Here is a 22,550-nt window from a genome sequence, read left to right on the forward strand (position 1 = left end):
AACTTTACCTATCCCGTTTAGAAGTAATACCCGAAATTGATGTTCACTCGAGTCTGCCAATTATCGTCTTGGTTTTCGCCGAAACGATCAAAGAAGTCCGCGTCGAAACCGACAAACTCGTTGCCGTTGGAGAATGCTACGTCAGTATAGATATACCAGTTCCCCCGAGACCACGCGGCGCCAAGCACCAAGAGCTCACTATCGTTGAAGCCGCTCTCGCTTTTGATCACGGAGCTGTATTCCGCATATGGGGTGACCGAGTCAAGCCAAGAAATTGAGGGTGTTTCTTTAAAGTAGCTGAGTGACAATGCGGGGACCCAGCCCTCGGCTGCTACCGAATTGGCGAAGTTGTATGCTCCAAACTGTACAAGTTTGTCCGTTGTTACGACTTCCCCATTGTTGCTGAACACTTCGTGTTCATCAACGTCGTACTTGTAGTAAGTAAGCTGGCTGTCCAGTGTCCAGTTGCCCCAAGTGTTTGACATGTGGCCAGACACGGCGAACATGTCCCCGTCGCTCTGCGGCCCTTGACTATCAAGTTCGCCGTACTGAGCCGAGAAGCCAACCTCATGGCTGGTTCCTGGAATGGCGTAGATGCCCCGAATGTTGGCTTGGTTTCGTTCTTCGTACCCATTGCCAAGTTCATTGACTATGTCATACGAATACCGGGCACTGTCATTGGAGCTTCCTGAATAATGGCCCGCATCGGAATAATAGTATGCCGCATCCCAAGTCCAGTCGCCGAACGGGATCGTGTACTTGACACCAAGATTCATGTTGTCGGAAAGTCCGATGTAATAATGTTGGTCGAAGAACCAACTCTTCGAGACGCCGTAGGCGCCTGGGCCAAAGGGAGCACGATTAACCCCAACCTGGAGTTGGCTTCCATTTTCGAAGTTGTAACCGGCCCAACCAGTGTGAAGCATGTTGTAAGAGTCTCCCGCTGCGCTGTACCAGCGATACTCCAGCTTCCCGAGCCATGGACCATTTTCGTAGTCCAGGTTGATCCGGGCCGTGTCTAAAAGGAAATTTCCACCTTTGTCCCAGTCCCGGCGATAGTCATCGCCTGGGTAGTCTCCAACGGTGTAGTTGGCGCGCAGGGCGCCGCCGATCGACAGGTTGCCGACCTGGATGCTGTCGTATTCGGCGGCAGCGACATTCGGGCCCAGGAACAGGGCCAGGGCAACGGCACCGGACAGGGGTGCCAGGGTCCAGCTCATCGTCTTCTTCATTGCGATTCCTCTTCTGGTCAGGCGGTTCGGGTGTCGCCAGTGGCCTTACCGGGCGGACACGAAGTGCACGGTGCGTCCCGGGCTGCAACCGGTGGTCTGCGGACCACGCGGGCCGATGCGTTGTAAACACGATACGCAGCCCCGGCGCACTGTGGTGTGACCACGACACCCGCCCCGTGTTCCTTTTCTCGCGCGAGGGCCTTCAGCCGACCGGCGCCCGGCCTACCGGGGCGGCCTTCTGGCTGGGGCAGGCTCCCCAATCCACTTGTTTAGAGCCCATGGCGGGATTTCGCCAGCCGGTGCGTAAGTTGCAATGGAACTATTTTTGTACAAAAATAACTAAACGAGTGATTCAATTGCGGGAAGTTTTGATGACATCCACCCAGGCCGTGCCCCAGGCACACGACAACGAATCCGGTGCCGCCGCCGGCACGAGTGGCGAGCCGGATCTGGCGCGCTCGGTGATCCGCCAGTTGCGGGTGATCATCCGCGCGCTGCAGGGGCACTCGCGCACGGTCGAGCGGGCCTGTGGGATCAGCGCCTCGCAGCTGTGGGCCCTGTGGGAGCTGCAGCGCACGCCGGGGCTTAACGTCAGCGACCTGTCGCGTCGGCTCTCGGTGCATGCCTCCACGACCTCCAACCTGCTGGACAAGCTGGAGCACCGCGGGCTGATCGAGCGCCGCCGTCCGGAAAAGGACCAGCGCATCGTGCGGCTCTATGTCACCGATGCCGGCCTCGAACTGCTGGACCAGGCCCCGGCCGCGCCGCAAGGCGAACTGAACCGGGCCCTGCAGTCGCTGCCGAAGGGGTGTCTGGAGGAACTCGACCAGAACCTCGACCTGCTGGTCGAGGCGATGAACACCACCGAGCCTCGGGCCGGGCTGCAACCGTTCGACGGCAAGGCCTGAGCCCGGGCCCGTCCGGAGGTTCCGATGCGCATCCTTCGTTCCCTCCTGCCGATTCTGTTCTTCCTGCCGCTTGCGGCGGGCGCCCAGCCGGCATTCGACGCCCCGCCGGAGCGCGCCACCGATGGCGGGTTCACCCTCGCCTGGGAGGCGGATGCGGCGGTGGTGCTGGAGCAGGCCTCGGGGCCGGATCACGCGGATGCCCGCGTGATCTACCAGGGCGGTGATACCAGCACCGTCATCAGCGGACTGCCCGATGGCGAGTACCGGTTCCGCCTGCGCGCCGCGGATGCGGATGCCTGGGCCGACCAGACCACCGTCACGGTGGAGCATCACAGCCTGACCCGCGCCTTCGGCTTCTTCGCGGTGGGCGCGATCGTCTTCCTGGTCCTGATCGGGGCCATCCTGCGCGGGCGTCCGCGCGACTGATTCACCCGGTCCGTCCTGCCGATACGCTCGAGGCCCCGCCCTCGCGTAGCAGGGACGGACCCGTTTCCGGAGGGTTCCATGACGGATCTCAAGATCAACATGCAGCGCCTGCAGCAGGACATCAACGACCTCGGGCAGATCGGCCGCGATGCCGACCGCGGCCTGCATCGCCGCGCCTTCAGCGAGGGCGACCGCGCCGGGCGCGAGTGGTTTCGCGGTCGCCTGGAGGCCGCCGGCCTGGACGTCTGGCAGGACGGTGCCGCCAACCTGCATGGTCGGCTGGACTATGACGGCAAGCGCCCGGTGGTCGCCATGGGCTCGCACCTGGACACGGTGCCCGGGGGCGGCCCGCTGGACGGAGCGCTGGGCGTGCTGATCGGGCTGGAGGTGCTGCGCACGGCCAAGGAGAACGCGGTCGATCTGCAGTACCCTCTGGAGGTGATCGATTTCACCGACGAAGAGGGTCGTTTCGGTGGCATGTTCGGCTCCCAGGCGATGGCCGGCAAGCTGACCCCGGAGAGTATCAGCCATGCCCGGGATCTCGAGGGCGTGACCCTGGTCGAGGCCATGGCCAACTGGGGCCTGAATGCCGACGACGCCCTGAGCGCACGGCGCGACCCGCACACCCTGCATGCCTTCATCGAGACGCATATCGAGCAGGGGCCGGTACTCGACCGGCGCGGCCTGAGCGTGGGCGTGGTCGAGGCGATTACCGGGTTGTTCAAGTGGGAGGTGCGCCTGAAGGGGCAGCCGAACCATGCCGGCACCACGCCGATGGACATGCGCATCGATGCCTTCCAGGGCCTGGCCGAGTTCGGCGGCGAGATCGATCGCCTGCTGGAGGAGCACGGCAGCCCGAATTCGCGTGCCACCATCGGGCGCGTAGAGCTCTCGCCCGGGGCGCCGAACACGGTGCCCGGGGTGGCGACCTTCTCCTTCGAGGTGCGCGATACCGACGAAAAGGTGCTGACCGCGCTGGCGCATGCGGCCCGTCGCACCCTGTCGAGCCTGGCCCGTCGGCGTGATCTGATGTTCGAGTTCGACGTGCTCTCCGAGATCGACCCGGTGCGCTGCGATCCCGGCATTGTGCAGACCATCGAGGCGCAGGCCGAGCGCATGGGTCTGGAGTACATCACCATGCCCAGTGGCGCGGCCCACGACACCCAGAGCATGAGCCGGATCACCCGTACCGGCATGATCTTCGTGCCGAGCCTCCAGGGGCGTAGCCATTCCGCCGCGGAATGGACAAACTGGGAGGACATCGAGATCGGCGCCAACGTGGCCCTGCAAAGTGCCCTGGCGCTGGCGGCCCGGCAATAAACCCCGACGAAAGGAAACGCCCGGAATGGCCGACAACAACAACGTCTCCCGCCTGACCGACTACGACTCCCTGGACCCGCTTCGCGAGCAGTACCAGGAGAGCCTGATCACCACGCCGGTCCTGCGTCAGGAGCTGCGGGAGCACCACGTCGCGCTGCTGTGTATCGACCTCCAGTACCTGGATGCCGCGCGGGGCCACGGCGTGTTCGCGGATTCCGCCGAATCCGGTGTGCCGCTGGAGGCCCAGGAGTACTACTTCAACCGCCTCGAGCAGACCGTGCTGCCCAATGTGCGCCGCCTGCAGGACGCCTTCCGCGAGGAGGGGCTGGAGGTGATCCACACCCGCATCCGCTCGCTGACCCGCGACGGCCGCGACCGCAGCCCGGGCCACAAGCGCCTGAACCTGCACGCGGCTCCCGGCTCCAAGGACGCCGAGTTCGTCGAGCAGGTGGCCCCGGTGGGGGACGAGATCGTGCTGGACAAAACCGCCAGCGGGGTCTTCAACTCCACCAACCTGCACTACATCCTGCGCAACCTGAACATCTCCGCCTTGTTCATCGTGGGCGTGTACTCCAACGAGTGCGTCTCCACGGCCGTGCGGGATGCCTGTGACCTGGGCTTTTATGTCACCCTGATGGACGACGCCACGGCCACGGTGACGCCGGAGATGCAGAAGGCCACGATCACCACCATCAAGGACCGCTACGCCCGGGTGATGACCACGGACGAGGCGATCCGCGAGATCAAGAAGGTGCAGGAGGCCTCGTGACCGGTCTCGACGACCCCATCCTGCCCACCTCCCTTGCCTGGGGGCTGCTGGCGGCGTTCAGCGTCCTCTGGGTGGTGCTGGGCTGGTGGCTGGGTCGTCGCAACAAGACCGCCGAGGACCACATGCTGGCGGGCCGCAATGTCGGCCTGGCGCTCGCCACCGCGACCGCGATGGCCACCTGGGTCACCGCCAATACCACGATGACCGCCCCGCAACTGGCGCTGCAGCTTGGTGTCTGGGGCATGCTCGGGTATTCGCTGGGTGCGCTGGGCCTGATCCTGTTCGCGCCGCTGGCGCGACGCATCCGCGAGCTGATGCCGCGCGGCTTCACCTCCGGGGACTTCATCCGCCTGCGCTTCGGCACCTTCACCTGGCGCGTGTTCCTGGTGGTCTCGCTGATCTACGCCTTTGGCTGGCTGGTCTCGATGGCGATGGCCGGCGGGGTGCTGATCAATGCCCTGGCCGGGATCGACTATCGCGTGGGCATGACCGTGATCCTGACCGTCTGCGTGATCTACACCCTGCTGGGCGGTCTGCGCGCGGTCATCGGGACCGACTTCATCCAGACGGTCATCATTGTCGCGGGCGCGGCGTTCATCGCCTGGCTGACCATCGACAAGGTCGGCTTCGAGGCGATCCACTTCAACCTGATGGAAGAGCGCCCGGAACTGCTGAGCCTGCTGTTCCCGGCCGCGATCATGTTCCTGTTCAACAACCTGCTGTTCGGCGTGGGCGAGATCTTCCACTCCAACGTCTGGTGGTCGCGCGCCTTCGCCTTCGGCCGCAACGTGGGCTTTCGGGCCTATCTCTTCGGCGGCCTGCTGTGGCTGCCGATCCCGATTGTTGCCGGCTTTATCGCGCTGGCTACGCCGGCGCTGGGGATCAACGTCCCCGCCGCGGACATGGTCGGGCCGCTGGTGGCCGCCGAGGTGCTGGGTCTCACCGGTGCGATCGTCGTGTTCATCGTGGTCTTCGCCGCGCTGGCCTCCAGCCTCGACTCGCTGCTGGCGGCCACGTCCGATCTGGTGACCCGCGACATCTACCGCGGCCACATCCGTCCGCGGGCCAGCGAGCAGCACCAGTTCCACGCGACCAAGGTGATCGTGGTGCTACTGGGGCTGCTGACCTGGCTGGCGGCCAGCTACCGCGGCGAGATCCCGATCGTCGGCTCGCTGGCGGAGCTTTTGTACTTCACCGGGGCCTTCGTGGCCTCCGCGATCTGGCCGATCGTCGCCGGCCTGTACTGGAAGCAGGCGAACCCGCAGGGTGCCGCCTGGTCGATGATACTGGGGTCCGGTATCGGGCTGGCCAGCTATTTCCTGATCGGGTTCTACGTGGCCGCGCTGGTCGGGGCCGCCGTCTCGCTGGCGGTGATGGTGCTGACCACCTGGCTGATGCCGCGGCCGTTCGACTGGGGCCGGCTGGCCCGTTCCGACGCCGAGGTGCCGGCATGACCATCTCGACAACCGCATTGTCCGTGATCGTGGTCATCGCCACCAGCGTGGCGACGCTGACCCCGATCCTGCTGATTGCCCTGTTTATCCGCGACTGGAAAAAAGGACGCCTCTGGTGAACTACACCGAAGATCCCCTGCACGTGCTCCACCCGAAAGACGGCGCCGCCGGTACCGACCGGCCGCGGGCGTTGCTGGATGCGGTGGAGGAAGACCCGGATCCGCTGCTGAAGCTGGCCGCCGCACACGTGGTCTCCAGCCAGCAGTTCAACCGCGAGGAACTGCTGCAGCTGTTCCGGCTGGCCGCGCAGTACGAGACCACGCCTGCCCTGATGCACCTGCCACTGGCGGGCAAGATCCTGATCAGCGCGTTCTACGAGCCGTCCACCCGCACGCGGTTGTCGTTCGAGAGCGCCTGGCACCGGCTTGGCGGCGCGGTGATGTCGATCACCGACCCCAAGAGCACCGGCATCGCCAAGGGCGAGTCGCTGGCGGACATCGCCGAGATGTTCAACAACTACGGCGACGTGCTGGTGCTGCGCTCCTCCGATGGCGAGGCCGCGCACAACATGCTGGAGAACCTGCGCATCCCGCTGGTCAACGCCGGCAACGGCATCGACGAGCACCCGACCCAGGCGCTGGCGGACGTCTACACCCTGGCCAAGTGGCGCCCGGAGCTGTTTACCGGCCCGGTCGCCCCGGAGGACCGCATCAAGGTCGGCATCATCGGGGTGCCCTCGCGCATGCGTACGGTGCGCTCGCTGCTGCGCCTGCTGAGCCTGTTCCCCGAGGCGATCGAAGAGGTCGTGATCATCTCGCGCGAGGACGAGAACTTCGATCCCGGCCAGCGCGAGGAACTGGCGGAGGCCGGCCTGAACCTGCGCGTGGTGCACGAGCTGGACCCGGTGCTGCCGGAGCTGGACGTGGTGTACATCAACGCCATCGCCTGGGTGGGCGATACCTTCGAGTCCATGGGTGAGGGCCTGAAGCTGGACCGCAACTCCCCGCTGAAAAAGGGCGCGATCATCATGCACCCGCTGGCGCGCGGTGCGGAGCTGTCGACGGACCTCGATGACACCCCGCACAACTGGTATTTCGCCCAGGCGCGCGGGGCGGTGTTCGTGCGCATGGCGCTGCTGACCAGCGTGGTCCGCCGTATCAGCGCGGTCATGGACACCCCGGAAGACTGAACCTCGCACTGAACTGAACCGCGAGTGGCGTGGCGCGCCGGAACGGACCGGGCCGCGCCCCGCTCGCACCGAACGGATAACCAAGGAGACATGCCATGTGTGGCATCGCCGGAATCTTTCACGCCGACCCGGACCGCAAGGTCGACCCGCAGACCCTGGTCAACATGGCCGCGATCCAGTATCACCGCGGTCCTGACGGCTTTGGCTACAAGACGCAGGACGACCGTGGTGTGGGATTCTCCCACGCGCGGTTGTCGATCATCGACCTCGACGAGAACCGCGGGCGCCAGCCGTTCTGCATGACCAACGGCGAGATTATGACCGCGGTTAACGGCGAGCTGTACGACTACAAGCGCATCCGCACCGATCTCACCTCGCGCGGGGTGAAGTTCCGCACCAAGAGCGATTCCGAGATGGTGATGCACCTGTACCAGCGCGAGGGGCTGGAGGACGCGGTGAAGCACTTTCGCGGGGAGTTCGCGATCTCGCTGTATGACCGCAAGCACGACCGGCTGATCCTGATCCGCGACCGCTTCGGCATCAAGCCGCTGTACTTCACCGAGGCCAACGGCAGTTTCGTGTTCGGCTCCGAACTGAAGGTGCTGTTCGCCAACCCCGATGTGCCGCGCCAGTTCTCCGATGATGGCCTGTACCACCAGCTGATGCAGACCATGGTGCCCGGCACCACCGCCTTCGAGGGCATCCAGCAGGTCAAGCCGGGCCACATGGTCATCGTCGAGCGCGCCCACGGCAAGCTGAAGATCCGCCAGGAGAAGTACTGGGACATGGACTTCCCGCTGGCCTCCGAGCGCCCGCCCGAGAGCGAGACCGACGAGAACTACTGGATCGAGGGCGTGCGCGAGAAGCTGATGGAGGCCGTCCAGCTGCGCCTGGAGGCCGACGTGCCGGTGGCCTGCTACCTCTCCGGCGGGATCGACTCCTGCATCACCCTGGGGCTGGCCTCGGCCAGCCAGCAGTCGCCGGTCAAGGCCTTCACCATCGGCTTCGACAACGACGACTACGACGAGACCGCGATCGCCCGCGAGATGGCCGAGAGTGTCGGCGCCGATCAGGACATCATGACCCTGAACGCCGACCACCTCTACGACAACTTCGAAGAGGCGCTGTGGCACGCCGAGCGCACCATCTACAACACCCTCGGCGTGGCCAAGCTCCTGATGAGCCGCCACGTGAACAAGGCCGGCTACAAGGTGGTGGTCACCGGCGAGGGCTCGGACGAGCTGTTCGGCGGCTACCCGGCGTTCCGCCGCGACATGTTCCTGCACGGGCTGGATACCCTGCCGGAGGCCGATCGTCAGGCCTGGCAGCAGATGCTGAACGAGTCCAACGAGCTGGTCTCCGGCGCGATGCTGGCCGAGGACGAGGTGGATGACCCCGAGTTCACCCGAATGATGGGCTTCACCCCGTCCTGCCTGCAGCCGTGGCTGGCCGCGTCTGACCACGTGCCGGGCCTGCTGCATCCGAAGCGCCGCGAGCGCATGCAGGGCTACCAGCCGGGCAAGGCGATCGCCGATGCCCTGGACAACGACATGCTGGAAGGCCGGCACCCGCTGGACAAGGCCCAGTACGTCTGGATCAAGACCATGCTGGAAGGCCAGATCCTGACCTGGGGCGGCGACCGCATGGACATGGCCAACTCGATGGAGGCGCGCCCGCCGTTCCTCGATCACCACCTGGCCGAGTTCGCCGCCCACCTGCCGCCGACCATGCGCATCAAGGGCCCGACCGAGAAGTACGTGCTGCGCGAATCGATGAAGGGCCTGCTGCCGAAGGTGCTCTACGAGCGCGAGAAGTTCGCGTTCATGGCCCCGCCGGCGCATACCGATCCGGTCAAGTGGGCGGCGATGAAGGCCCTGGCCGATCGCTACCTCGCGCCGGAGAAGGTCGAGGAGGCCGGTCTGCTGGATCCGGAGGGCGTGCGCCAAGTGTTCGAGCTGCACGAGTCCGAGGCCACCCCGGCCGCGACCCAGGTCCAGCTGGACGCGGTGATCAACCACATGATCGGGGTGCAGGTGCTGTACGAGAAGTTCGTGGCCACCGACATCCCGGCGCTGGCACAGCAGAAGGCCGAGGAGTTCGGCTGGCACGCCTGATTGCCGATGAACGGTCAGAGGCCCGGGAGAGTCCTTCCGGTGCCACACGAGAAGGCCCCGCGGATCGACCATCCGCGGGGCCTTTCATTTGTGCTGCCCGAAATGCCCGATCCGGCATCGCCGGCGGTGATGACGAACGGGGCTTGGCCCGCCGGTCCCCGTGGAACCCCCCAGACACAAAAAAGCCGCCGGCCCCGGAGGGCGCGGCGGCGGATGGCCTCGCGGCCCCGAGGGGCCGGAAGCGGACGCCTTACAGGCTGTAGTACATGTCGAACTCGATCGGATGGGTGGTCATGCGCATCTGCGTGACGTCTTCCATCTTCAGGTCGATGTAGGCATCGATCATGTCGTCGGTGAACACGCCACCCTGGGTCAGGAACTCGCGGTCCTGGTTCAGGGCTTCCAGCGCCTGGTCCAGCGAATGGCAGACCTGCGGGATGCCCTTTTCCTCTTCCGGCGGCAGGTCGTAGAGGTTCTTGTCCATCGCGTCGCCGGGGTGGATCTTGTTCTGGATGCCGTCCAGGCCGGCCATCAGCATCGCGGCGAATGCGAGATACGGGTTGGCGGTGGAGTCCGGGAAGCGCAGCTCGATCCGGCGCGCCTTCGGGTTCATCACGAACGGGATGCGCAGCGAGGCCGAGCGGTTGCGGGCGGAGTAGGCCAGCATCACCGGCGCCTCGAAGCCCGGCACCAGACGCTTGTAGCTGTTGGTGGACGGGTTGGTGAAGGCGTTCAGCGCGCGGGCGTGCTTGATGATGCCGCCGATGTAGTACAGCGCGGTCTCGGACAGGCCGCCGTAGAGGTCACCGGAGAACAGGTTCTTGCCGTCCTTGGACAGCGACTGGTGCACGTGCATGCCGGAGCCGTTGTCGCCGACGATCGGCTTGGGCATGAAGGTCGCGGTCTTGCCGTGGATGTGGGCCACGTTCTGCACCACGTACTTCAGGATCTGCACCTCGTCGGCCTTCTGCGTCAGGGTCGCCGGGCCCACGCCGATCTCGCACTGGCCGGCGGTGGCCACCTCGTGGTGGTGCACCTCGGTCTCCAGACCCATCTCGGTCATCACTTCGCACATGGTGGAGCGGATGTCGTGCAGGCTGTCGACCGGCGGGACCGGGAAGTAGCCGCCCTTCACGCCCGGGCGGTGTCCGATGTTGCCGTCCTCGTAGACGCGCTCGGAGTTCCAGGACGCCTCCTGGGAGTCCACGCGGCAGTAGGAACCGGACAGGCTGGTACCCCACTTCACGTCGTCAAAGATGAAGAACTCGTTCTCCGGACCGAATAGCGCGGTGTCGGCGATGCCGGTGCTCTGCAGGTAGGCCTCGGCGCGGCGCGCCAGGGAGCGCGGGCAGCGGTCGTAGCCCTGCATGGTGGCCGGCTCGACCACGTCGCAGCGGATGTTCATGGTCATGTCTTCGAAGAACGGGTCGATCACGGCCGACTCGGCGTCCGGCATCAGGATCATGTCGGACTCGTTGATCCCCTTCCAACCGGAGATCGAGGAGCCGTCGAACATCTTGCCTTCCTCGAAGGTCTCTTCGTCGATGTCGTGGGCCGGCATGGTCACATGCTGTTCCTTGCCCTTGGAGTCGGTAAAGCGGAAGTCGACAAAGCGCACTTCCTTTTCCTTGATCTGGTTCAGCACGTCGGCTGCGGACATGGGGATCTCCTTGGTCTTCACTTGAGTCTTCGATTTTGACCGGCCGGCCTGTTGGCCCCTGCACGGCTTCGTGGGTCATTATGCAGGCATCATGCCATCCGGCCCGATTCGGCCCGGGCGCGCGAAAAACGGGCACCCCGGGTGCCACGCCGCATCCGCTCTGCACCATCATGGTGCTTTGTAGGCACCATGATGGTGCTTGCCGGGGTGTGCCGCACCTAATGAGTGCACGGACGATAGAGTAGCGTGACCTCGCCCAGCATGTCGCCCACCTGCGGGTGGGCGTGCAGCCGGTCGGCCAGGGACCGGGCCCGCGCCTCCAGGTCCGGAGCCGCGGTTGCCCCGTCAAGGCGCAGGGTCAGTGTCATGTGCACGCGGCCGCCCAGGTAGTGCAGGGACAGGTGCTCCACCGCGTCCAGCTCCGGGGTGTCGGCCCAGGCCTCGCGCAGGGCCTCCACCAGTACCGGCCGTAACGGCAGCGTCGAGCTGCGCGCCTGCTCCGCGTCATTTTCCGGGTCCACGTGCACCGTGATGTCGTTGACCCGGTCATGCTCGTCGGTCACCGAATGGAACACCGCGTCGGCGATGCGGTGGCCCTCGGAGACCGAGATCATCGGCGCGACCTGGATGTGCACATCGGCCACCACGTCGCTGCCGTGGCGGCGGGTGCGCAGCATGTGCGCATCCTTCACCCCGGGCACGTCCAGGATGGTGCGGTGGATGCGATCCACCTTCTCCGGCTCCAGCGCGGTGTCGATCAACTCCGCCGCGGCGCGCACGATCAGGCGCCCGGCGATGTGCAGGATGAACAGCGCCACGATCAGCGCGGCGAGGGCGTCGGCCCACGGGTAGCCGGCCACCGCCGCGCCCACGCCGACCAGCACGAACAGCGACGAGATCGCATCGGTGCGGTGGTGCCAGGCGTTGGCGTCCAGCATGCGCGAGCGCAGGCGCTTCGCCACCCGATGGGTGTACTGGTACAGGCCTTCCTTGGCCACCAGGGTCAGCGCGGCAAAGAAGATGGCCATGTTCGCGGGGCCGGTCATGGCCTCGGGTTCGACCAGTCGGCTTCCGGCCGCCCACGCGATTCCCAGGCCCGCCAGCGCCAGAAAGACCCCGACGATCACCGTTGCCAGGGTCTCGATCCGGGCGTGCCCGTAGGGGTGGTCCTGGTCAGGGGAGGCGGACGCCTTGCGCGCGGCGAACAGCACGACACCGTCGGTCATCAGGTCCGACAGCGTATGCACGCCGTCCGCGACCAGCGCCTGCGAGTTCAGCAGCCAGCCGCTGACCAGCTGCGCCAGGGCGAGGAAGCTGTTCACGGTCGCGCCCACCAGCGTCACCCGGCGCGTATCCCGATAGCGCTGGCCGTTCTCCGCCGTCACCGTCGGTTCCGAATTGGAATGGGGCTCGCTCAGGGCCGCTCTCCCGAACCGGATCAAGCCTCCAGTATGGGCGCCTTCCCGGCTGGCGCAAAACCGACTGCCGCCACAGGGAAAGCGCCGACTCGCGCGGGCGTCTCCGTGTTTCGCGCTGACCCTGACGGTGGCCGCGGCCGAAGCCGGGCCGATATACTGTCCGCTTTGCCCTGACCCGGGATCCCGCATGGCGCACGAACGCACCCCGTCCAGCAGCAGCCCCACCTTCCAGGACCTGATCCGTCGCTTGCAGGACTACTGGAACGACCACGGCTGCGTGGTCCTGCAGCCCTACGACATGGAAATGGGGGCCGGCACCTTCCATCCGGCGACCTTCCTGCGCTCCATCGGGCCGGAGCCGTGGCGCGCGGCCTACGTGCAGCCCAGCCGCCGTCCTACCGACGGTCGCTATGGCGACAACCCCAACCGCCTGCAGCACTACTACCAGTTCCAGGTGCTGCTGAAGCCGTCGCCGCCGGACATCCAGGACCTCTACCTCGGCTCCCTGGAGGCGCTGGGCTTCGACACGCTCACCCATGATGTGCGCTTCGTCGAGGACAACTGGGAATCTCCGACCCTCGGCGCCTGGGGCCTGGGCTGGGAGGTCTGGCTGAACGGCATGGAGGTCACCCAGTTCACCTACTTCCAGCAGGTCGGCGGGCTGGACTGCCATCCGGTCTCCGGCGAGATCACCTACGGACTGGAGCGCCTGGCGATGTACCTGCAGGGGGTGGAGAGCGTGTTCGACCTCGTCTGGACCGTCGGCCCGGACGGCCGCCCGGTGACCTACGGCGACGTCTACCACCAGAACGAGGTGGAGCAGTCCACCTACAACTTCGAGCATGCCGATCGCGACGCCCTGTTCGCCGCCTTCGATCAGCATGCGAACGAGAGCGACCGCATGATCGAGCTGGGCCTGCCGCTGCCGGCCTACGAACAGATGCTGCGCGCCTCGCACAGCTTCAACCTGCTGGATGCCCGCGGTGCGATCTCGGTCACCGAGCGCCAGCGCTACATCCTGCGCGTACGCGAGCTGTCGCGAAACGTTGCGCAGAAGTATTACGAGTCGCGCGAGGCCCTGGGCTTCCCGCTGTGCGCCGATGACGACACCAACAAGCCCGACGCCGCCTGAACCCTATTTCCCGGATCGCGCGCCCTTGCGCGCGGTCGTGATGGACCCGACACGGACCCGACATGGCTGAAGCCCGCGAACTCCTGATCGAACTGGGCACCGAAGAGTTGCCCCCCGCCGCCCTGCCGCGCCTGCGTGATGCCCTGGCCGAGGGTCTGGCCAACCGGCTGAGCGAGGCCGGGCTGGAGCCGGGCGTGCCCGAGACCTTCGCCACCCCGCGCCGGCTGGCGGTGCTGTTCCCGGACGTCCCGGGGCAGCAGCCGGACCAGTTGCAGGAGCGTCGCGGCCCGGCTGTGGCCGCCGCCTTCGATGACGCCGGCGAGCCGACCAAGGCGGTGTTGGGCTTTGCCCGCTCCTGCGGCGTGGAGGTCGAGCGCCTGGAGCGCGAGACCACCGACAAGGGCGAATACCTGGTCTTTCGCCAGATGCAGCCGGGGCGCGCCCTCGGCGAGCTGCTGCCGGAGATGCTGGAGGCCGCGCTCGAAGCCCTGCCCACGCCCAAGCGCATGCGCTGGGGCAGCAGCCGCACCGAGTTCGTGCGCCCCGCGCACTGGCTGGTGGTCCTGCACGGGACCGAGGTGCTGGAGATGACGGTGCTGGAACAGACCGCCGGGCGGGCCACGCATGGTCACCGCTTCCACCAGCCCGGCGCGCTGGAGCTGAAGCGCGGCAACGACTACGCCGAGCGGCTGCGCAGCCCCGGCTTTGTCGAGCCGTCGTTCGAGGCGCGGCGCGAGAACATCCTGGCCCAGGTGCACGAACAGGCCAAGGCCCTGGGCGGGCGCGCACTGGTGGATGCCGACCTGCTGGACGAGGTGACCGCACTGGTAGAGTGGCCGGTGGCCCTGACCGGCGGCTTCGACCCGCGTTTCCTGGATGTCCCGCAGGAGGCGTTGATCTCCACCATGCAGGACAACCAGAAATACTTCCCGGTGGTCGACGAGGCCGGGCGCATGCAGCCGCACTTCATCGTCATCAGCAACATCGAGTCGCGGGACCCGCATGCGGTGCGCGACGGTAACGAGCGCGTGCTGCGCCCGCGCTTCGCCGATGCCGAGTTCTTCTGGCAGCAGGACCGCAAGAAGCGTCTGGAGGAACGGCTGGATGCGCTGGACTCCGTGGTGTTCGAGAAGCGCCTGGGCACGCTGCGCGACAAGTCCGTGCGGCTGGAGGCCCTGATGCAGCGCCTGGCCGGCCTGATGGGGCTGGATGCCGGGCTGGCCGCGCGCGCCGCGCGCCTGGCCAAGTGCGACCTGGTGACCCAGATGGTGTTCGAGTTCACCGAGCTGCAGGGCACGATGGGCCGCTACTACGCCCTGCACGACCGCGAGGACGAAGCGGTTGCGGCCGCGATCGAGCAGCACTACTGGCCGCGTCAGTCCGGCTCCGAACTGCCGGACGTCCCGCTGGCCCAGGCCCTGGCGCTGGCGGACCGGCTGGATACGCTGGTCGGGATCTTCGCGATCGGCAAGCAGCCCACCGGCACCAAGGACCCGTTCGCCCTGCGCCGCGCCGCGCTGGGGCTGGTGCGCATCCTGGTCGAGCGCGAACTGCCGCTGGCCCTGACCCCGCTGCTGCAGGCCGCGGCGGAGCCGATCCGCGAACGGGTGCCGGAGGCCGACCAGGCGGTGGAGCCGGTCCGCGAGTACATCCTGGAGCGCCTGCGCGGCTACCTGCTGGAGCAGGGCCAGGCGCACGAGACCATCGAGGCAGTGGCCGCGGTCGCGCCCGATACCCCGCTGGACTTCGTCCGCCGCGTGCGCGCGGTCAGCCTGTTCCGCGAGCGCCCGGAGGCCGAGGCCCTGGCTGCGGCGAACAAGCGCATCCACAACCTGTTGCGCAAGGCCGGCGAGGAGGCCGAGGCCGACCTCGACCCGGAGGCCCTGGCGCTGGACGAGGAGCGTCAGCTTTACCAGGGCCTGCAGGCGGTGCGTCCCGGCGTCGAGCAGGCGGTGGCCGATGGTGACTACCTGCACGCCCTGGGCGAGCTGGCGGGCCTGCGCGATCGCGTCGATACCTTCTTCGACCAGGTGATGGTGATGGCCGAAGATGCCGCCGAGCGGCGCAACCGTCTGGCCCTGCTGCGTGAACTGCGCCGCGCGTTCGAGACCGTGGCCGACATCGGCCGCCTGGCCACGGGATAGCGCCGCCGCATGCTGCCCCTGATCCGCGGTCTGCTGTTCCAGCTCGGGTTCATCAGCTCGATGCTGGTCTTCGGCGTGCTGGTGCCACCGCTGATCTGGCCGTTCTCGCGCCGCATCCGCTACCGGGTGCTGACGCAGTGGGGGCGCTTCAATGTCTGGTGGCTGCGGGTCACCTGTGGCGTGGACTACCGGGTGCGTGGCGCCGAACACATCGATGCGTCGCGCCCGCATGTGGTGCTGTCCAAGCATCAGTCGGCCTGGGAGACCGTCGCCTTCGTCGCGATCTTCCCGATGCAGACCTGGGTGCTCAAGCGCGAGCTGATGCGCATCCCGGTCTTCGGCTGGACGCTGGCGATGATCGATCCGGTGCCAATCGACCGCGAAGGCGGGCGCCAGGCGCTGGAGAATCTGGTCACCGAAGGCCGGCAGCGCCTCGACGAGGGCCGCTGGGTGATCGTGTTCCCCGAGGGCACGCGCGTGGCCCCGGGCGAACACGGGCGCTACCGTCAGGGCGGCGCGATGCTGGCCGCGCGTACCGGCTACCCGGTGCTGCCGGTGGCGCTCAACAGTGGCAGCTTCTGGCCGAAGAAGGGCATCCGCCGCTACCCCGGCACCATCGAGGTGGTGATCGGCCCGCCGATCGAGACCGCCGGGCGCAAGCCGGTGGAGGTGCTGGCCGAGGCCGAAGAATGGATCGAGACCACCATGGCCGGGATCGAGCCGCGTCCCGCCCGTCCGTCATCGGAGCCCGCACATGGCGAATGAACCCGTGATCAGCGCGCCGCTGGTCGAACTGCGTGACCGGACCATTTACCGCATCGGGGATGGTTCGCCGGCGGTCTGGCTGATCGACGACCTCGAACTGGGCGGGATCCTGGTCAACGCGCCGGCGTATTCGGAACCCCTGCTGGCGGCGATCCGGGCCATCACCAGGCCCGCCTACCTGTTCCTGCCCAGCCGCCATGGGGCACAAGACCTGGAGGCCTGGCGGGCGGCTGGCCTCGAGACCCTGGCGTTCGAGGCGGAGGCCCCGGCGATCCGCGCGGCCGGCGGCGAGGTCGATATCGCCTTCAACCGCAAGCAGCGCCTTTCGCGCACCATCGATTTCCTGCCGATGGCCGGGGTGACCGAGGGCACCTGTGCCCTGCGCCTGAAGAACCTGCCGGGCGTGGTGTTCTTCGGCCCGGCGCTGGCCCCGGGGGCGGATGGCTGGCCCACGCTGACCCAGAACCCGGAGGACCATTCCTTCGAGGCGCGCCTGTTCGGCGCCCTGGGCGTGAAGGACCTGAAGTTTGCCTATGCCTTCTGCGACCGCTTCGATCCCGCCACCACGCAGTATGGCCCGGACGCCGACCAGCACATCCAGGCCCGCATCGAGGCGGTATTCGACGAATAGCATCTTCGTAGGGGTTGGGTTGTCTTGGCCTGTAGGAGGCCAGCCCTCTGGCCGATGAGGTCGGGCCGCGCCGTATCGCTCAGGGGGCTGAGCTCCCACAGGGCAGGACGGAACCTGTGGCTGCAGGGGTCACGGAGCGAGCCGTGTATGGCGGTCAGGCGCGGGCGATCAGGCTCTGGATTACGTGGCCGGCGGCGGTCAGGCCGAAGATCGCGGGCAGGTAGGAGATCGTGCCGTTGACCGAACGCGGCCGGCCGCCGTCCCCCACCGGGCGGTGTTCGGTGCCCTTGCGCGGCTGTTCGATGGAGAACACCACGGGGTAGTCGAGATGCGCGCCCAGGCGCCGCAGGCGCTTGCGCATCTGGCGCGCGAGCGGGCACACGCGCGTCCCCGCCAGCGGCCCCACGCGCACGGCGGTGGGGTCGATGCGCCCGCCGGCCCCCATGCTCGAGATCACGCCCTGCCCGCGCGCCTGGGCCGTCGCGACCAGCGCGGCCTTGCAGACGATGGAGTCGATCGCGTCGAGCACGAAGTCGGCATCCTCCGGGACCAGGTCGCCGACGGTATCGGGCTGGAGGAAGTCGTGGCGGATCGTGAGCTCGATTTCGGGATCGATGTCGTGGATGCGGTTCGCCATGATCTCGGTCTTGGGTCGGTCCACGGTGGAGCGCAGCGCGACCAGCTGGCGATTCAGGTTGGAGGCGCCCACCACGTCGTGATCCGCCAGGGTCATGCGACCGACGCCGGCGCGGGCGATGGCCTCGGCGGCGTAGCTGCCGACCCCGCCGAGACCGGCGATGAACACATGCCGGTCCCGCAGGCCGGCCGCAACCTCGTGCCCCAGCAGCAGGTCGGTCCGTTCGGTGTAGGGATTGTGGGGGGCGGCGGGACTCATGCGTCGGGACCGGTCGGAAGCCGGAGGACCCGGCGTGCGTTTTGTGACGTGATTATAGCCATCTCTTCGGGATCCATGTCCCGCAGGGCCGCGAGCCGGCGATTGACCTCGGCCGTCATCGCCGGTTCGTTGCGCTCACCCTGATGTCCGGCCAGGGGCTGATCGGGCGCATCGGTCTCCACCACCAGGGCCTCCAGCGCCGCGTCGCGCACCACACGGTGCAGCTTCTTCGCCCGCTCGAAGGTCACCGGGCCGCCGATGCCCAGGCAGAAGCCCAGGTCGGCCGCCTGGCGGGCCTGCTGCGGGCTTCCGATGAACGCATGCAGGATGCCGGTCAGGCCTGGTTGCTGGCGCAGGCCCTTCAGCACCGCGTCCAGCGCGCGCCGGCTGTGGATGATCACCGGCAGGTCGCGTTCGCGCGCGATGGCCAGTTGCCGCGTGTAGAACCGCCACTGGCGGTCCCAGTCGAGACCCTCCTGATAGCCGTCCAGCCCGATCTCGCCGACCGCAATGGTCTCGGGGTGCGTGTCCAGCCAGGCCTCCAGGGCGTCGAGGTCCGCGTCCGCATGGTCCTGCAGGAAGATCGGGTGCAGGCCGTAGGCGACATGCAGGCCCGCGTGCTGGCGGTACAGGGCCTCCAGGTCCGGCCAGCGTGCCCGCGTAACGCCGGGCAGGACCAGCTCCTGAACCCCGGCGGCGCGGGCGCGGTCCAGCACGGCCGGGCGATCCGGATCGAACGCGTCCAGGTCCAGGTGGACATGCGTATCGATCAGGTTCATGGGGGGTGGCCTACGGACAGGGGTAGGTATAGCGGTCGTGGATGGCCTCGATGGCCTCCAGCACGGCGTCGGACAGGGTGATGTCCACGGTCGCGATGTTCTCGCGCAGCTGCTCCATGGTGGTCGCCCCGATCAGGTTGCTGGTCACGAAGGGCTGCTGGTTGACGAAGGCCAGCGCCAGCTGGGACGGGGTCAGGCCATGTTCGTGCGCCAGACGTGCGTACTCCGCGGTGGCGGCCAGGCCGGATTCGTTGCTGTAGCGCTGGAAGCGCTCGAACAGCGTCAGGCGTGCCCCCGCAGGCTTTGCCCCGTCCAGGTACTTGCCGGAGAGCATGCCGAAGGCCAGCGGCGAGTAGGCCAGCAGGCCGGCATCCTCGCGGATGGCCATCTCGGCCAGCCCGGCCTCGAAGCTGCGGTTGAGGAGGTTGTAGGGGTTCTGGATGGAGACGATGCGCTCGGACAGGCCACGGTCATGGGCGCGGATCCACTCCATGAAGCCCCACGGGGTCTCATTCGAGATGCCGATGGTGCGCACGCGGCCGCTCTCGACCACCGCCTTCAGTGCCGCCGCGGTCTCCTCGATCGGGGTCGCGGCATCATCCGGCTTGTGGGCGTAGCCGAGCTGGCCGAAGAAGTTGGTGGCGCGCGCCGGCCAGTGGACCTGGTACAGATCCAGGTAGTCGGTCTGCAGGCGCCGGAGGCTGTCGTTCAGGGCCTGCTCGATGTGTTCGCGATTCAGCTGCGGACCGCCGCGCAGGTAGTCGATCATGCCGGGGCCGGCGACCTTGCTGGCCAGCACCACCTGATCGCGGTTGCCGCGCTTGGCCAGCCAGTTGCCGATGTAGCTCTCGGTCAGGCCCTGGGTCTCCGCGCGCGGCGGGACCGGGTACATCTCGGCGGCATCGATCAGGTTTACGCCCTGGTCGAGGGCGTAGTCCAGCTGCTCGTGGGCCTCGGCCTCGGTGTTCTGCTCGCCCCAGGTCATGGTGCCCAGGCCAATCAGGCTGACCTCGATCTCGGTGCGTCCCAGTTTGCGGTATTGCATGCGGTCCCCTTGGCGGTTCAGGTGAACAGGGTCAGGACCCCGGTATAGCCGTACAGGCGGTTGGCGAAGATCTCGCCGTTGGCGAAGAAGCCGACCAGGGGCACGTCGCCCAGGTGTTTCTGCACGATGCCCAGTTCCGTGCCTTCCTGGGCGAACTGGTGGCGCCCGCGCCCCACGCAGGAGACATAGATCGCGCCGCGAATCCCGTTGGGCGCCTGGGCGCGGATCTGCTCCAGCATGCGCTCGAGGTCCTCGATGGCCGCCTGGCCGTCGCGGCGCACGAACAGGATCTGCGAGCCCGGCTCGAGCATCTCGCCGACGGCCAGCACCTGCTGGTCCAGGTCGATCCCGATGATGTTGCGCACGCGGTAGTCGCCGGTGTCCGACCCCGGGATCGGAAAGCCCACCAGGATGTAGCCCAGCGCCCGCTCCAGGTCGCGCGACAGCACATCGCCGATGATGCCCTTGAACGCCGGCAGGGCCTGCTGGCCGTCCAGGCGCACGATAATATTGCGCCAGGTCTCGGTCAGCTCGTGCTGGCCCGGGAGTGGCGTGCAGCCCTGGCTGTGGCGTGCGGCGATCGCGACATCGTCGCGCAGCGCCAGCCCGGTGATGCCGGAGGCGGCGACGCCGTCGGCGATCTGCACCACGCCGTCGTCCCCGGAGTTGACGCCGCCGGTCGCGAACCAGGCGGTGCGCTCGCCGATCTCGGTCAGGATGCCCTCCAGCCCTTCCATGCGCGGGTCGGCGTTGAGGATCAGCCGGCCCGGGGTCTGCGGGTCGAGGAACCCGTCGAGTTCCTTCACGAGCTCGTCGAAGCCGCGCACCGGGTGATAGATCACGCGGACGCTGGCGGCCGGAAACTCGCCGATCATCAGGGTCGCGCCGGTCTGTTCGTAGAGCTCGTCGTGCGGGCCGATCACGGCCATGGCCATGCCGCCGACGAAGTGATCCACCCCCAGCCCCTCGCGCAGGTGTTTCAGCAGGGTGCGGGCGTGGCGGCTGAGCGCATCGGAGAGGTAGATGAAACCGACACGCACCTGATCCCCGGCGCGCGGCGGCTGTTCGCCCAGCTCGGCGATCAGGGCGTCGGCCAGGGCCCGGGGTTCCTCGCCGCGGGCGGTGGCACTGCGAAAGGCATTGGTCATAAACCGAGTTGCTCCAGCATGCTGAGGGCCTCGTTGTCGTCGACCGGCAGGCCGGGGTGCGCGTTCAGGCCGCCGTCTTCGGTGAAGACCAGACGGGCGTGGTGGCGGGTGTCCAGTTCTTCCAGGAACCAGGCGATTTCCGAGGGATGCACCGCGTGGTCCCCGCGCATCAGGTGACGGACCAGGATGGCGTCCTCGCGCACGTCGAGAAACAGGGGCTGCGGCAGCTCCAGTGGCAGGATATGGGTCTGCACCAGCCACTCCACGGGGCTCGGCCGCCGTCGTGGCAGCGGGCGGCTGTCGATGCGGAAGTGCCCGCCGCCGCCCGGCTGCTTCAGGAGCTCCTCCAGCCAGTCGCCGGTGAAGCCCTGGTGAACGATCAGCGAGCGACCGGTGTAGCGGCCGCGAAAGCGCTCCATCTGCTGGGCCGGCCGCGGCCCGAAGAGTCCGAACACGCCTACTCCGTCCTGTCCGTTAAAGCCTGAATCCTAGCGGAATGGCGGGCCCGAAACGAAAAAAGCCCCGCCGGAGCGGGGCTGGGGAACTTCCCGGGAGCCGGGGAGACGCCGGGCGGGCGCCTCCCGGCAAATCAGCCGCGACGCGACAGCATGTCGTGGATGATCGGGCCGAGGATGACCTCCATCGCGAAGCTCATCTTCCCGCCCGGGACCACCAGGGTTTTGGGGTTGGACATGAAGGAGTCCGGGATCATGTTCAGCAGGTAAGGGAAGTCGATGCCGAACTTCGTCGGGTCCTTGAAGCTGATCACCACCATGGACTCGTCCGGGGTCGGGACCGCACGGGCGATGAACGGGTTGGAGGTGTCCACGGTCGGCACGCGCTGGAAGTTGATGTCGGTGTAGCCGAACTGCGGGGTGATGTAGTTCACGTAGTCCGGCATGCGGCGCAGGATCGTGTCCACGATGGCCTCGGCGGAATACCCGCGCTCGGCGTTGTCGCGGAAGATCTTCTGGATCCACTCGAGGTTCACGATCGGCACCACGCCGATGCCCAGGTCCACGTGCTGCGCGGCGTTCACGTTACCGTCAACGACCAGGCCGTGCAGGCCCTCGTAGAACATCAGGTCGGTGCCCGGCTGGATCTCTTCCCAGGGGGTGAACTCGCCCGGGCCCAGGTTGGTGCCCAGGCGCTCGTTGTGCTGCGCGGCTTCCTCGTCGGAATGCAGGTAGTAGCGCTTCTCGCCCTGGCCGGTCTCGCCGTAGGTCTTGAACAGGCCCTCGATGCGATCGAACAGGTTGGCCTCCGGGCCAAAGTGCGAGAAGTGGTGATTGCCCTCGTCCGCGGCCTTCTGCATGGCCTCCTTCATCGCCTTGCGGTCATAGCGATGGAAGCTGTCGCCCTCGATCACGACCGGGTTGATCTGCTCGCGACGGAAGATCGACTCGAAGGAGCGCTTGACGGTGGAGGTGCCGGCACCCGAGGAACCGGTCACCGCAATCACGGGATGCTTCTGGGACATGGGATTTCTCCTTGCAAACGGGTTGCACAAAGGTCGTTGAA

21 protein-coding genes are annotated in these 22,550 nt (G+C 67.1%); 12 read left to right on the forward strand and 9 right to left on the reverse strand.

Features of this window, described 5'->3' with window-relative positions; translation table 11 throughout:
• Positions 1 to 17: 17 nt before the first annotated feature.
• On the reverse strand, positions 18 to 1,232 hold the full coding sequence (locus tag C996_RS0111865) for a hypothetical protein (protein ID WP_018867654.1): 1,215 nt from the start codon (positions 1,230 to 1,232) through the stop codon (positions 18 to 20).
• Positions 1,233 to 1,603: 371 nt separating this feature from the next.
• Between C996_RS0111865 and C996_RS0111870 the strand changes: the two genes are divergently transcribed.
• From C996_RS0111870 to asnB, 8 genes are all read left to right on the forward strand, one after another.
• Entirely contained in the window at positions 1,604 to 2,140 is a 537-nt protein-coding gene (locus C996_RS0111870) for a MarR family winged helix-turn-helix transcriptional regulator (protein WP_018867655.1), read from the forward strand.
• Between the two features lie 24 nt (positions 2,141 to 2,164).
• Positions 2,165 to 2,566 (forward strand): hypothetical protein, encoded by a 402-nt coding sequence (locus C996_RS0111875; RefSeq protein ID WP_018867656.1) that lies wholly within the window; start codon positions 2,165 to 2,167, stop codon positions 2,564 to 2,566.
• Positions 2,567 to 2,644: 78 nt separating this feature from the next.
• Positions 2,645 to 3,886 carry a Zn-dependent hydrolase gene (locus C996_RS0111880; RefSeq protein WP_018867657.1) on the forward strand — a complete coding sequence of 414 codons (1,242 nt, stop codon included), beginning with the start codon at positions 2,645 to 2,647 and terminating at the stop codon, positions 3,884 to 3,886.
• Positions 3,887 to 3,911: 25 nt separating this feature from the next.
• A complete protein-coding gene (locus tag C996_RS0111885; protein ID WP_018867658.1) occupies positions 3,912 to 4,655 on the forward strand; it encodes a cysteine hydrolase family protein in 744 nt (247 codons plus the stop codon).
• Positions 4,652 to 6,109: a sodium:solute symporter family protein gene (locus C996_RS0111890; protein ID WP_018867659.1), complete on the forward strand. Its 1,458-nt coding sequence runs from the start codon at positions 4,652 to 4,654 to the stop codon at positions 6,107 to 6,109. Before C996_RS0111885 ends, C996_RS0111890 begins: the two co-directional genes overlap by 4 nt.
• Positions 6,106 to 6,228 (forward strand): hypothetical protein, encoded by a 123-nt coding sequence (locus tag C996_RS14825; protein WP_018867660.1) that lies wholly within the window; start codon positions 6,106 to 6,108, stop codon positions 6,226 to 6,228. Before C996_RS0111890 ends, C996_RS14825 begins: the two co-directional genes overlap by 4 nt.
• Positions 6,225 to 7,298 (forward strand): aspartate carbamoyltransferase, encoded by a 1,074-nt coding sequence (locus C996_RS0111900; RefSeq protein WP_018867661.1) that lies wholly within the window; start codon positions 6,225 to 6,227, stop codon positions 7,296 to 7,298. The genes C996_RS14825 and C996_RS0111900 overlap by 4 nt, the downstream gene beginning before the upstream one ends.
• A gap of 95 nt (positions 7,299 to 7,393) precedes the next feature.
• Positions 7,394 to 9,412 (forward strand): asparagine synthase (glutamine-hydrolyzing), encoded by a 2,019-nt coding sequence (asnB, locus tag C996_RS0111905; protein ID WP_018867662.1) that lies wholly within the window; start codon positions 7,394 to 7,396, stop codon positions 9,410 to 9,412.
• A gap of 250 nt (positions 9,413 to 9,662) precedes the next feature.
• Here asnB and glnA read toward each other — a convergent pair whose 3' ends face one another.
• Together glnA and C996_RS0111915 are read right to left on the reverse strand one after the other, a co-directional pair.
• Positions 9,663 to 11,072, reverse strand: a complete 1,410-nt coding sequence (gene glnA / locus C996_RS0111910) for a glutamate--ammonia ligase (protein WP_018867663.1) — start codon at positions 11,070 to 11,072, stop codon at positions 9,663 to 9,665.
• Between the two features lie 218 nt (positions 11,073 to 11,290).
• Positions 11,291 to 12,514, reverse strand: coding sequence for a cation diffusion facilitator family transporter (locus C996_RS0111915; RefSeq protein WP_026279306.1), 1,224 nt, complete (start codon positions 12,512 to 12,514; stop codon positions 11,291 to 11,293).
• A gap of 163 nt (positions 12,515 to 12,677) precedes the next feature.
• Between C996_RS0111915 and glyQ the strand changes: the two genes are divergently transcribed.
• The 4 genes from glyQ to C996_RS0111935 all read left to right on the forward strand — a co-directional run bounded on the left by glyQ (position 12,678) and on the right by C996_RS0111935 (position 17,162).
• Positions 12,678 to 13,622, forward strand: coding sequence for a glycine--tRNA ligase subunit alpha (glyQ, locus tag C996_RS0111920; RefSeq protein ID WP_018867665.1), 945 nt, complete (start codon positions 12,678 to 12,680; stop codon positions 13,620 to 13,622).
• A gap of 62 nt (positions 13,623 to 13,684) precedes the next feature.
• Positions 13,685 to 15,766 (forward strand): glycine--tRNA ligase subunit beta, encoded by a 2,082-nt coding sequence (gene glyS / locus C996_RS0111925; RefSeq protein ID WP_018867666.1) that lies wholly within the window; start codon positions 13,685 to 13,687, stop codon positions 15,764 to 15,766.
• Between the two features lie 9 nt (positions 15,767 to 15,775).
• Positions 15,776 to 16,531: a 1-acyl-sn-glycerol-3-phosphate acyltransferase gene (locus C996_RS0111930; RefSeq protein WP_018867667.1), complete on the forward strand. Its 756-nt coding sequence runs from the start codon at positions 15,776 to 15,778 to the stop codon at positions 16,529 to 16,531.
• A complete protein-coding gene (locus C996_RS0111935) occupies positions 16,521 to 17,162 on the forward strand; it encodes a hypothetical protein (protein WP_018867668.1) in 642 nt (213 codons plus the stop codon). Before C996_RS0111930 ends, C996_RS0111935 begins: the two co-directional genes overlap by 11 nt.
• Before the next feature lie 154 nt (positions 17,163 to 17,316).
• On the opposite strand, the gene C996_RS0111940 is transcribed toward C996_RS0111935, so the two are convergent.
• The 6 genes from C996_RS0111940 to C996_RS0111965 all read right to left on the reverse strand — a co-directional run bounded on the left by C996_RS0111940 (position 17,317) and on the right by C996_RS0111965 (position 22,509).
• Positions 17,317 to 18,057, reverse strand: coding sequence for a ThiF family adenylyltransferase (locus C996_RS0111940; protein ID WP_018867669.1), 741 nt, complete (start codon positions 18,055 to 18,057; stop codon positions 17,317 to 17,319).
• Complete coding sequence (locus C996_RS0111945; protein WP_018867670.1) at positions 18,054 to 18,836, reverse strand: TatD family hydrolase; 783 nt, start codon at positions 18,834 to 18,836, stop codon at positions 18,054 to 18,056. The genes C996_RS0111940 and C996_RS0111945 overlap by 4 nt, the downstream gene beginning before the upstream one ends.
• Positions 18,837 to 18,846: 10 nt before the next feature.
• Complete coding sequence (locus C996_RS0111950) at positions 18,847 to 19,881, reverse strand: NADP(H)-dependent aldo-keto reductase (RefSeq protein ID WP_018867671.1); 1,035 nt, start codon at positions 19,879 to 19,881, stop codon at positions 18,847 to 18,849.
• Positions 19,882 to 19,898: 17 nt separating this feature from the next.
• Positions 19,899 to 21,029: an FIST C-terminal domain-containing protein gene (locus C996_RS0111955; protein WP_018867672.1), complete on the reverse strand. Its 1,131-nt coding sequence runs from the start codon at positions 21,027 to 21,029 to the stop codon at positions 19,899 to 19,901.
• Positions 21,026 to 21,484, reverse strand: a complete 459-nt coding sequence (locus tag C996_RS0111960; protein WP_018867673.1) for a hypothetical protein — start codon at positions 21,482 to 21,484, stop codon at positions 21,026 to 21,028. Before C996_RS0111960 ends, C996_RS0111955 begins: the two co-directional genes overlap by 4 nt.
• Positions 21,485 to 21,618: 134 nt before the next feature.
• Positions 21,619 to 22,509 carry a phosphoribulokinase gene (locus C996_RS0111965; RefSeq protein ID WP_018867674.1) on the reverse strand — a complete coding sequence of 297 codons (891 nt, stop codon included), beginning with the start codon at positions 22,507 to 22,509 and terminating at the stop codon, positions 21,619 to 21,621.
• Between the last annotated feature and the right edge of the window lie 41 nt (positions 22,510 to 22,550).

The sequence above is a fragment of the Thioalkalivibrio sp. ALE25 genome (assembly GCF_000377285.1).
Lineage (GTDB): Bacteria > Pseudomonadota > Gammaproteobacteria > Ectothiorhodospirales > Ectothiorhodospiraceae > Thioalkalivibrio.

Bases quoted from the DNA above. Each gene is read 5' to 3' on its own strand.
- C996_RS0111865 (WP_018867654.1), bottom strand. From the start codon at position 1,232: ATGAAGAAGACGATGAGCTGGACCCTGGCACCCCTGTCCGGTGCCGTT.
- C996_RS0111870 (WP_018867655.1), top strand. From the start codon at position 1,604: ATGACATCCACCCAGGCCGTGCCCCAGGCACACGACAACGAATCCGGT.
- C996_RS0111875 (WP_018867656.1), top strand. From the start codon at position 2,165: ATGCGCATCCTTCGTTCCCTCCTGCCGATTCTGTTCTTCCTGCCGCTT.
- C996_RS0111880 (WP_018867657.1), top strand. From the start codon at position 2,645: ATGACGGATCTCAAGATCAACATGCAGCGCCTGCAGCAGGACATCAAC.
- C996_RS0111885 (WP_018867658.1), top strand. From the start codon at position 3,912: ATGGCCGACAACAACAACGTCTCCCGCCTGACCGACTACGACTCCCTG.
- C996_RS14825 (WP_018867660.1), top strand. From the start codon at position 6,106: ATGACCATCTCGACAACCGCATTGTCCGTGATCGTGGTCATCGCCACC.
- asnB (WP_018867662.1), top strand. From the start codon at position 7,394: ATGTGTGGCATCGCCGGAATCTTTCACGCCGACCCGGACCGCAAGGTC.
- glnA (WP_018867663.1), bottom strand. From the start codon at position 11,072: ATGTCCGCAGCCGACGTGCTGAACCAGATCAAGGAAAAGGAAGTGCGC.
- glyQ (WP_018867665.1), top strand. From the start codon at position 12,678: ATGGCGCACGAACGCACCCCGTCCAGCAGCAGCCCCACCTTCCAGGAC.
- glyS (WP_018867666.1), top strand. From the start codon at position 13,685: ATGGCTGAAGCCCGCGAACTCCTGATCGAACTGGGCACCGAAGAGTTG.
- C996_RS0111930 (WP_018867667.1), top strand. From the start codon at position 15,776: ATGCTGCCCCTGATCCGCGGTCTGCTGTTCCAGCTCGGGTTCATCAGC.
- C996_RS0111935 (WP_018867668.1), top strand. From the start codon at position 16,521: ATGGCGAATGAACCCGTGATCAGCGCGCCGCTGGTCGAACTGCGTGAC.
- C996_RS0111940 (WP_018867669.1), bottom strand. From the start codon at position 18,057: ATGAGTCCCGCCGCCCCCCACAATCCCTACACCGAACGGACCGACCTG.
- C996_RS0111945 (WP_018867670.1), bottom strand. From the start codon at position 18,836: ATGAACCTGATCGATACGCATGTCCACCTGGACCTGGACGCGTTCGAT.
- C996_RS0111950 (WP_018867671.1), bottom strand. From the start codon at position 19,881: ATGCAATACCGCAAACTGGGACGCACCGAGATCGAGGTCAGCCTGATT.
- C996_RS0111955 (WP_018867672.1), bottom strand. From the start codon at position 21,029: ATGACCAATGCCTTTCGCAGTGCCACCGCCCGCGGCGAGGAACCCCGG.
- C996_RS0111965 (WP_018867674.1), bottom strand. From the start codon at position 22,509: ATGTCCCAGAAGCATCCCGTGATTGCGGTGACCGGTTCCTCGGGTGCC.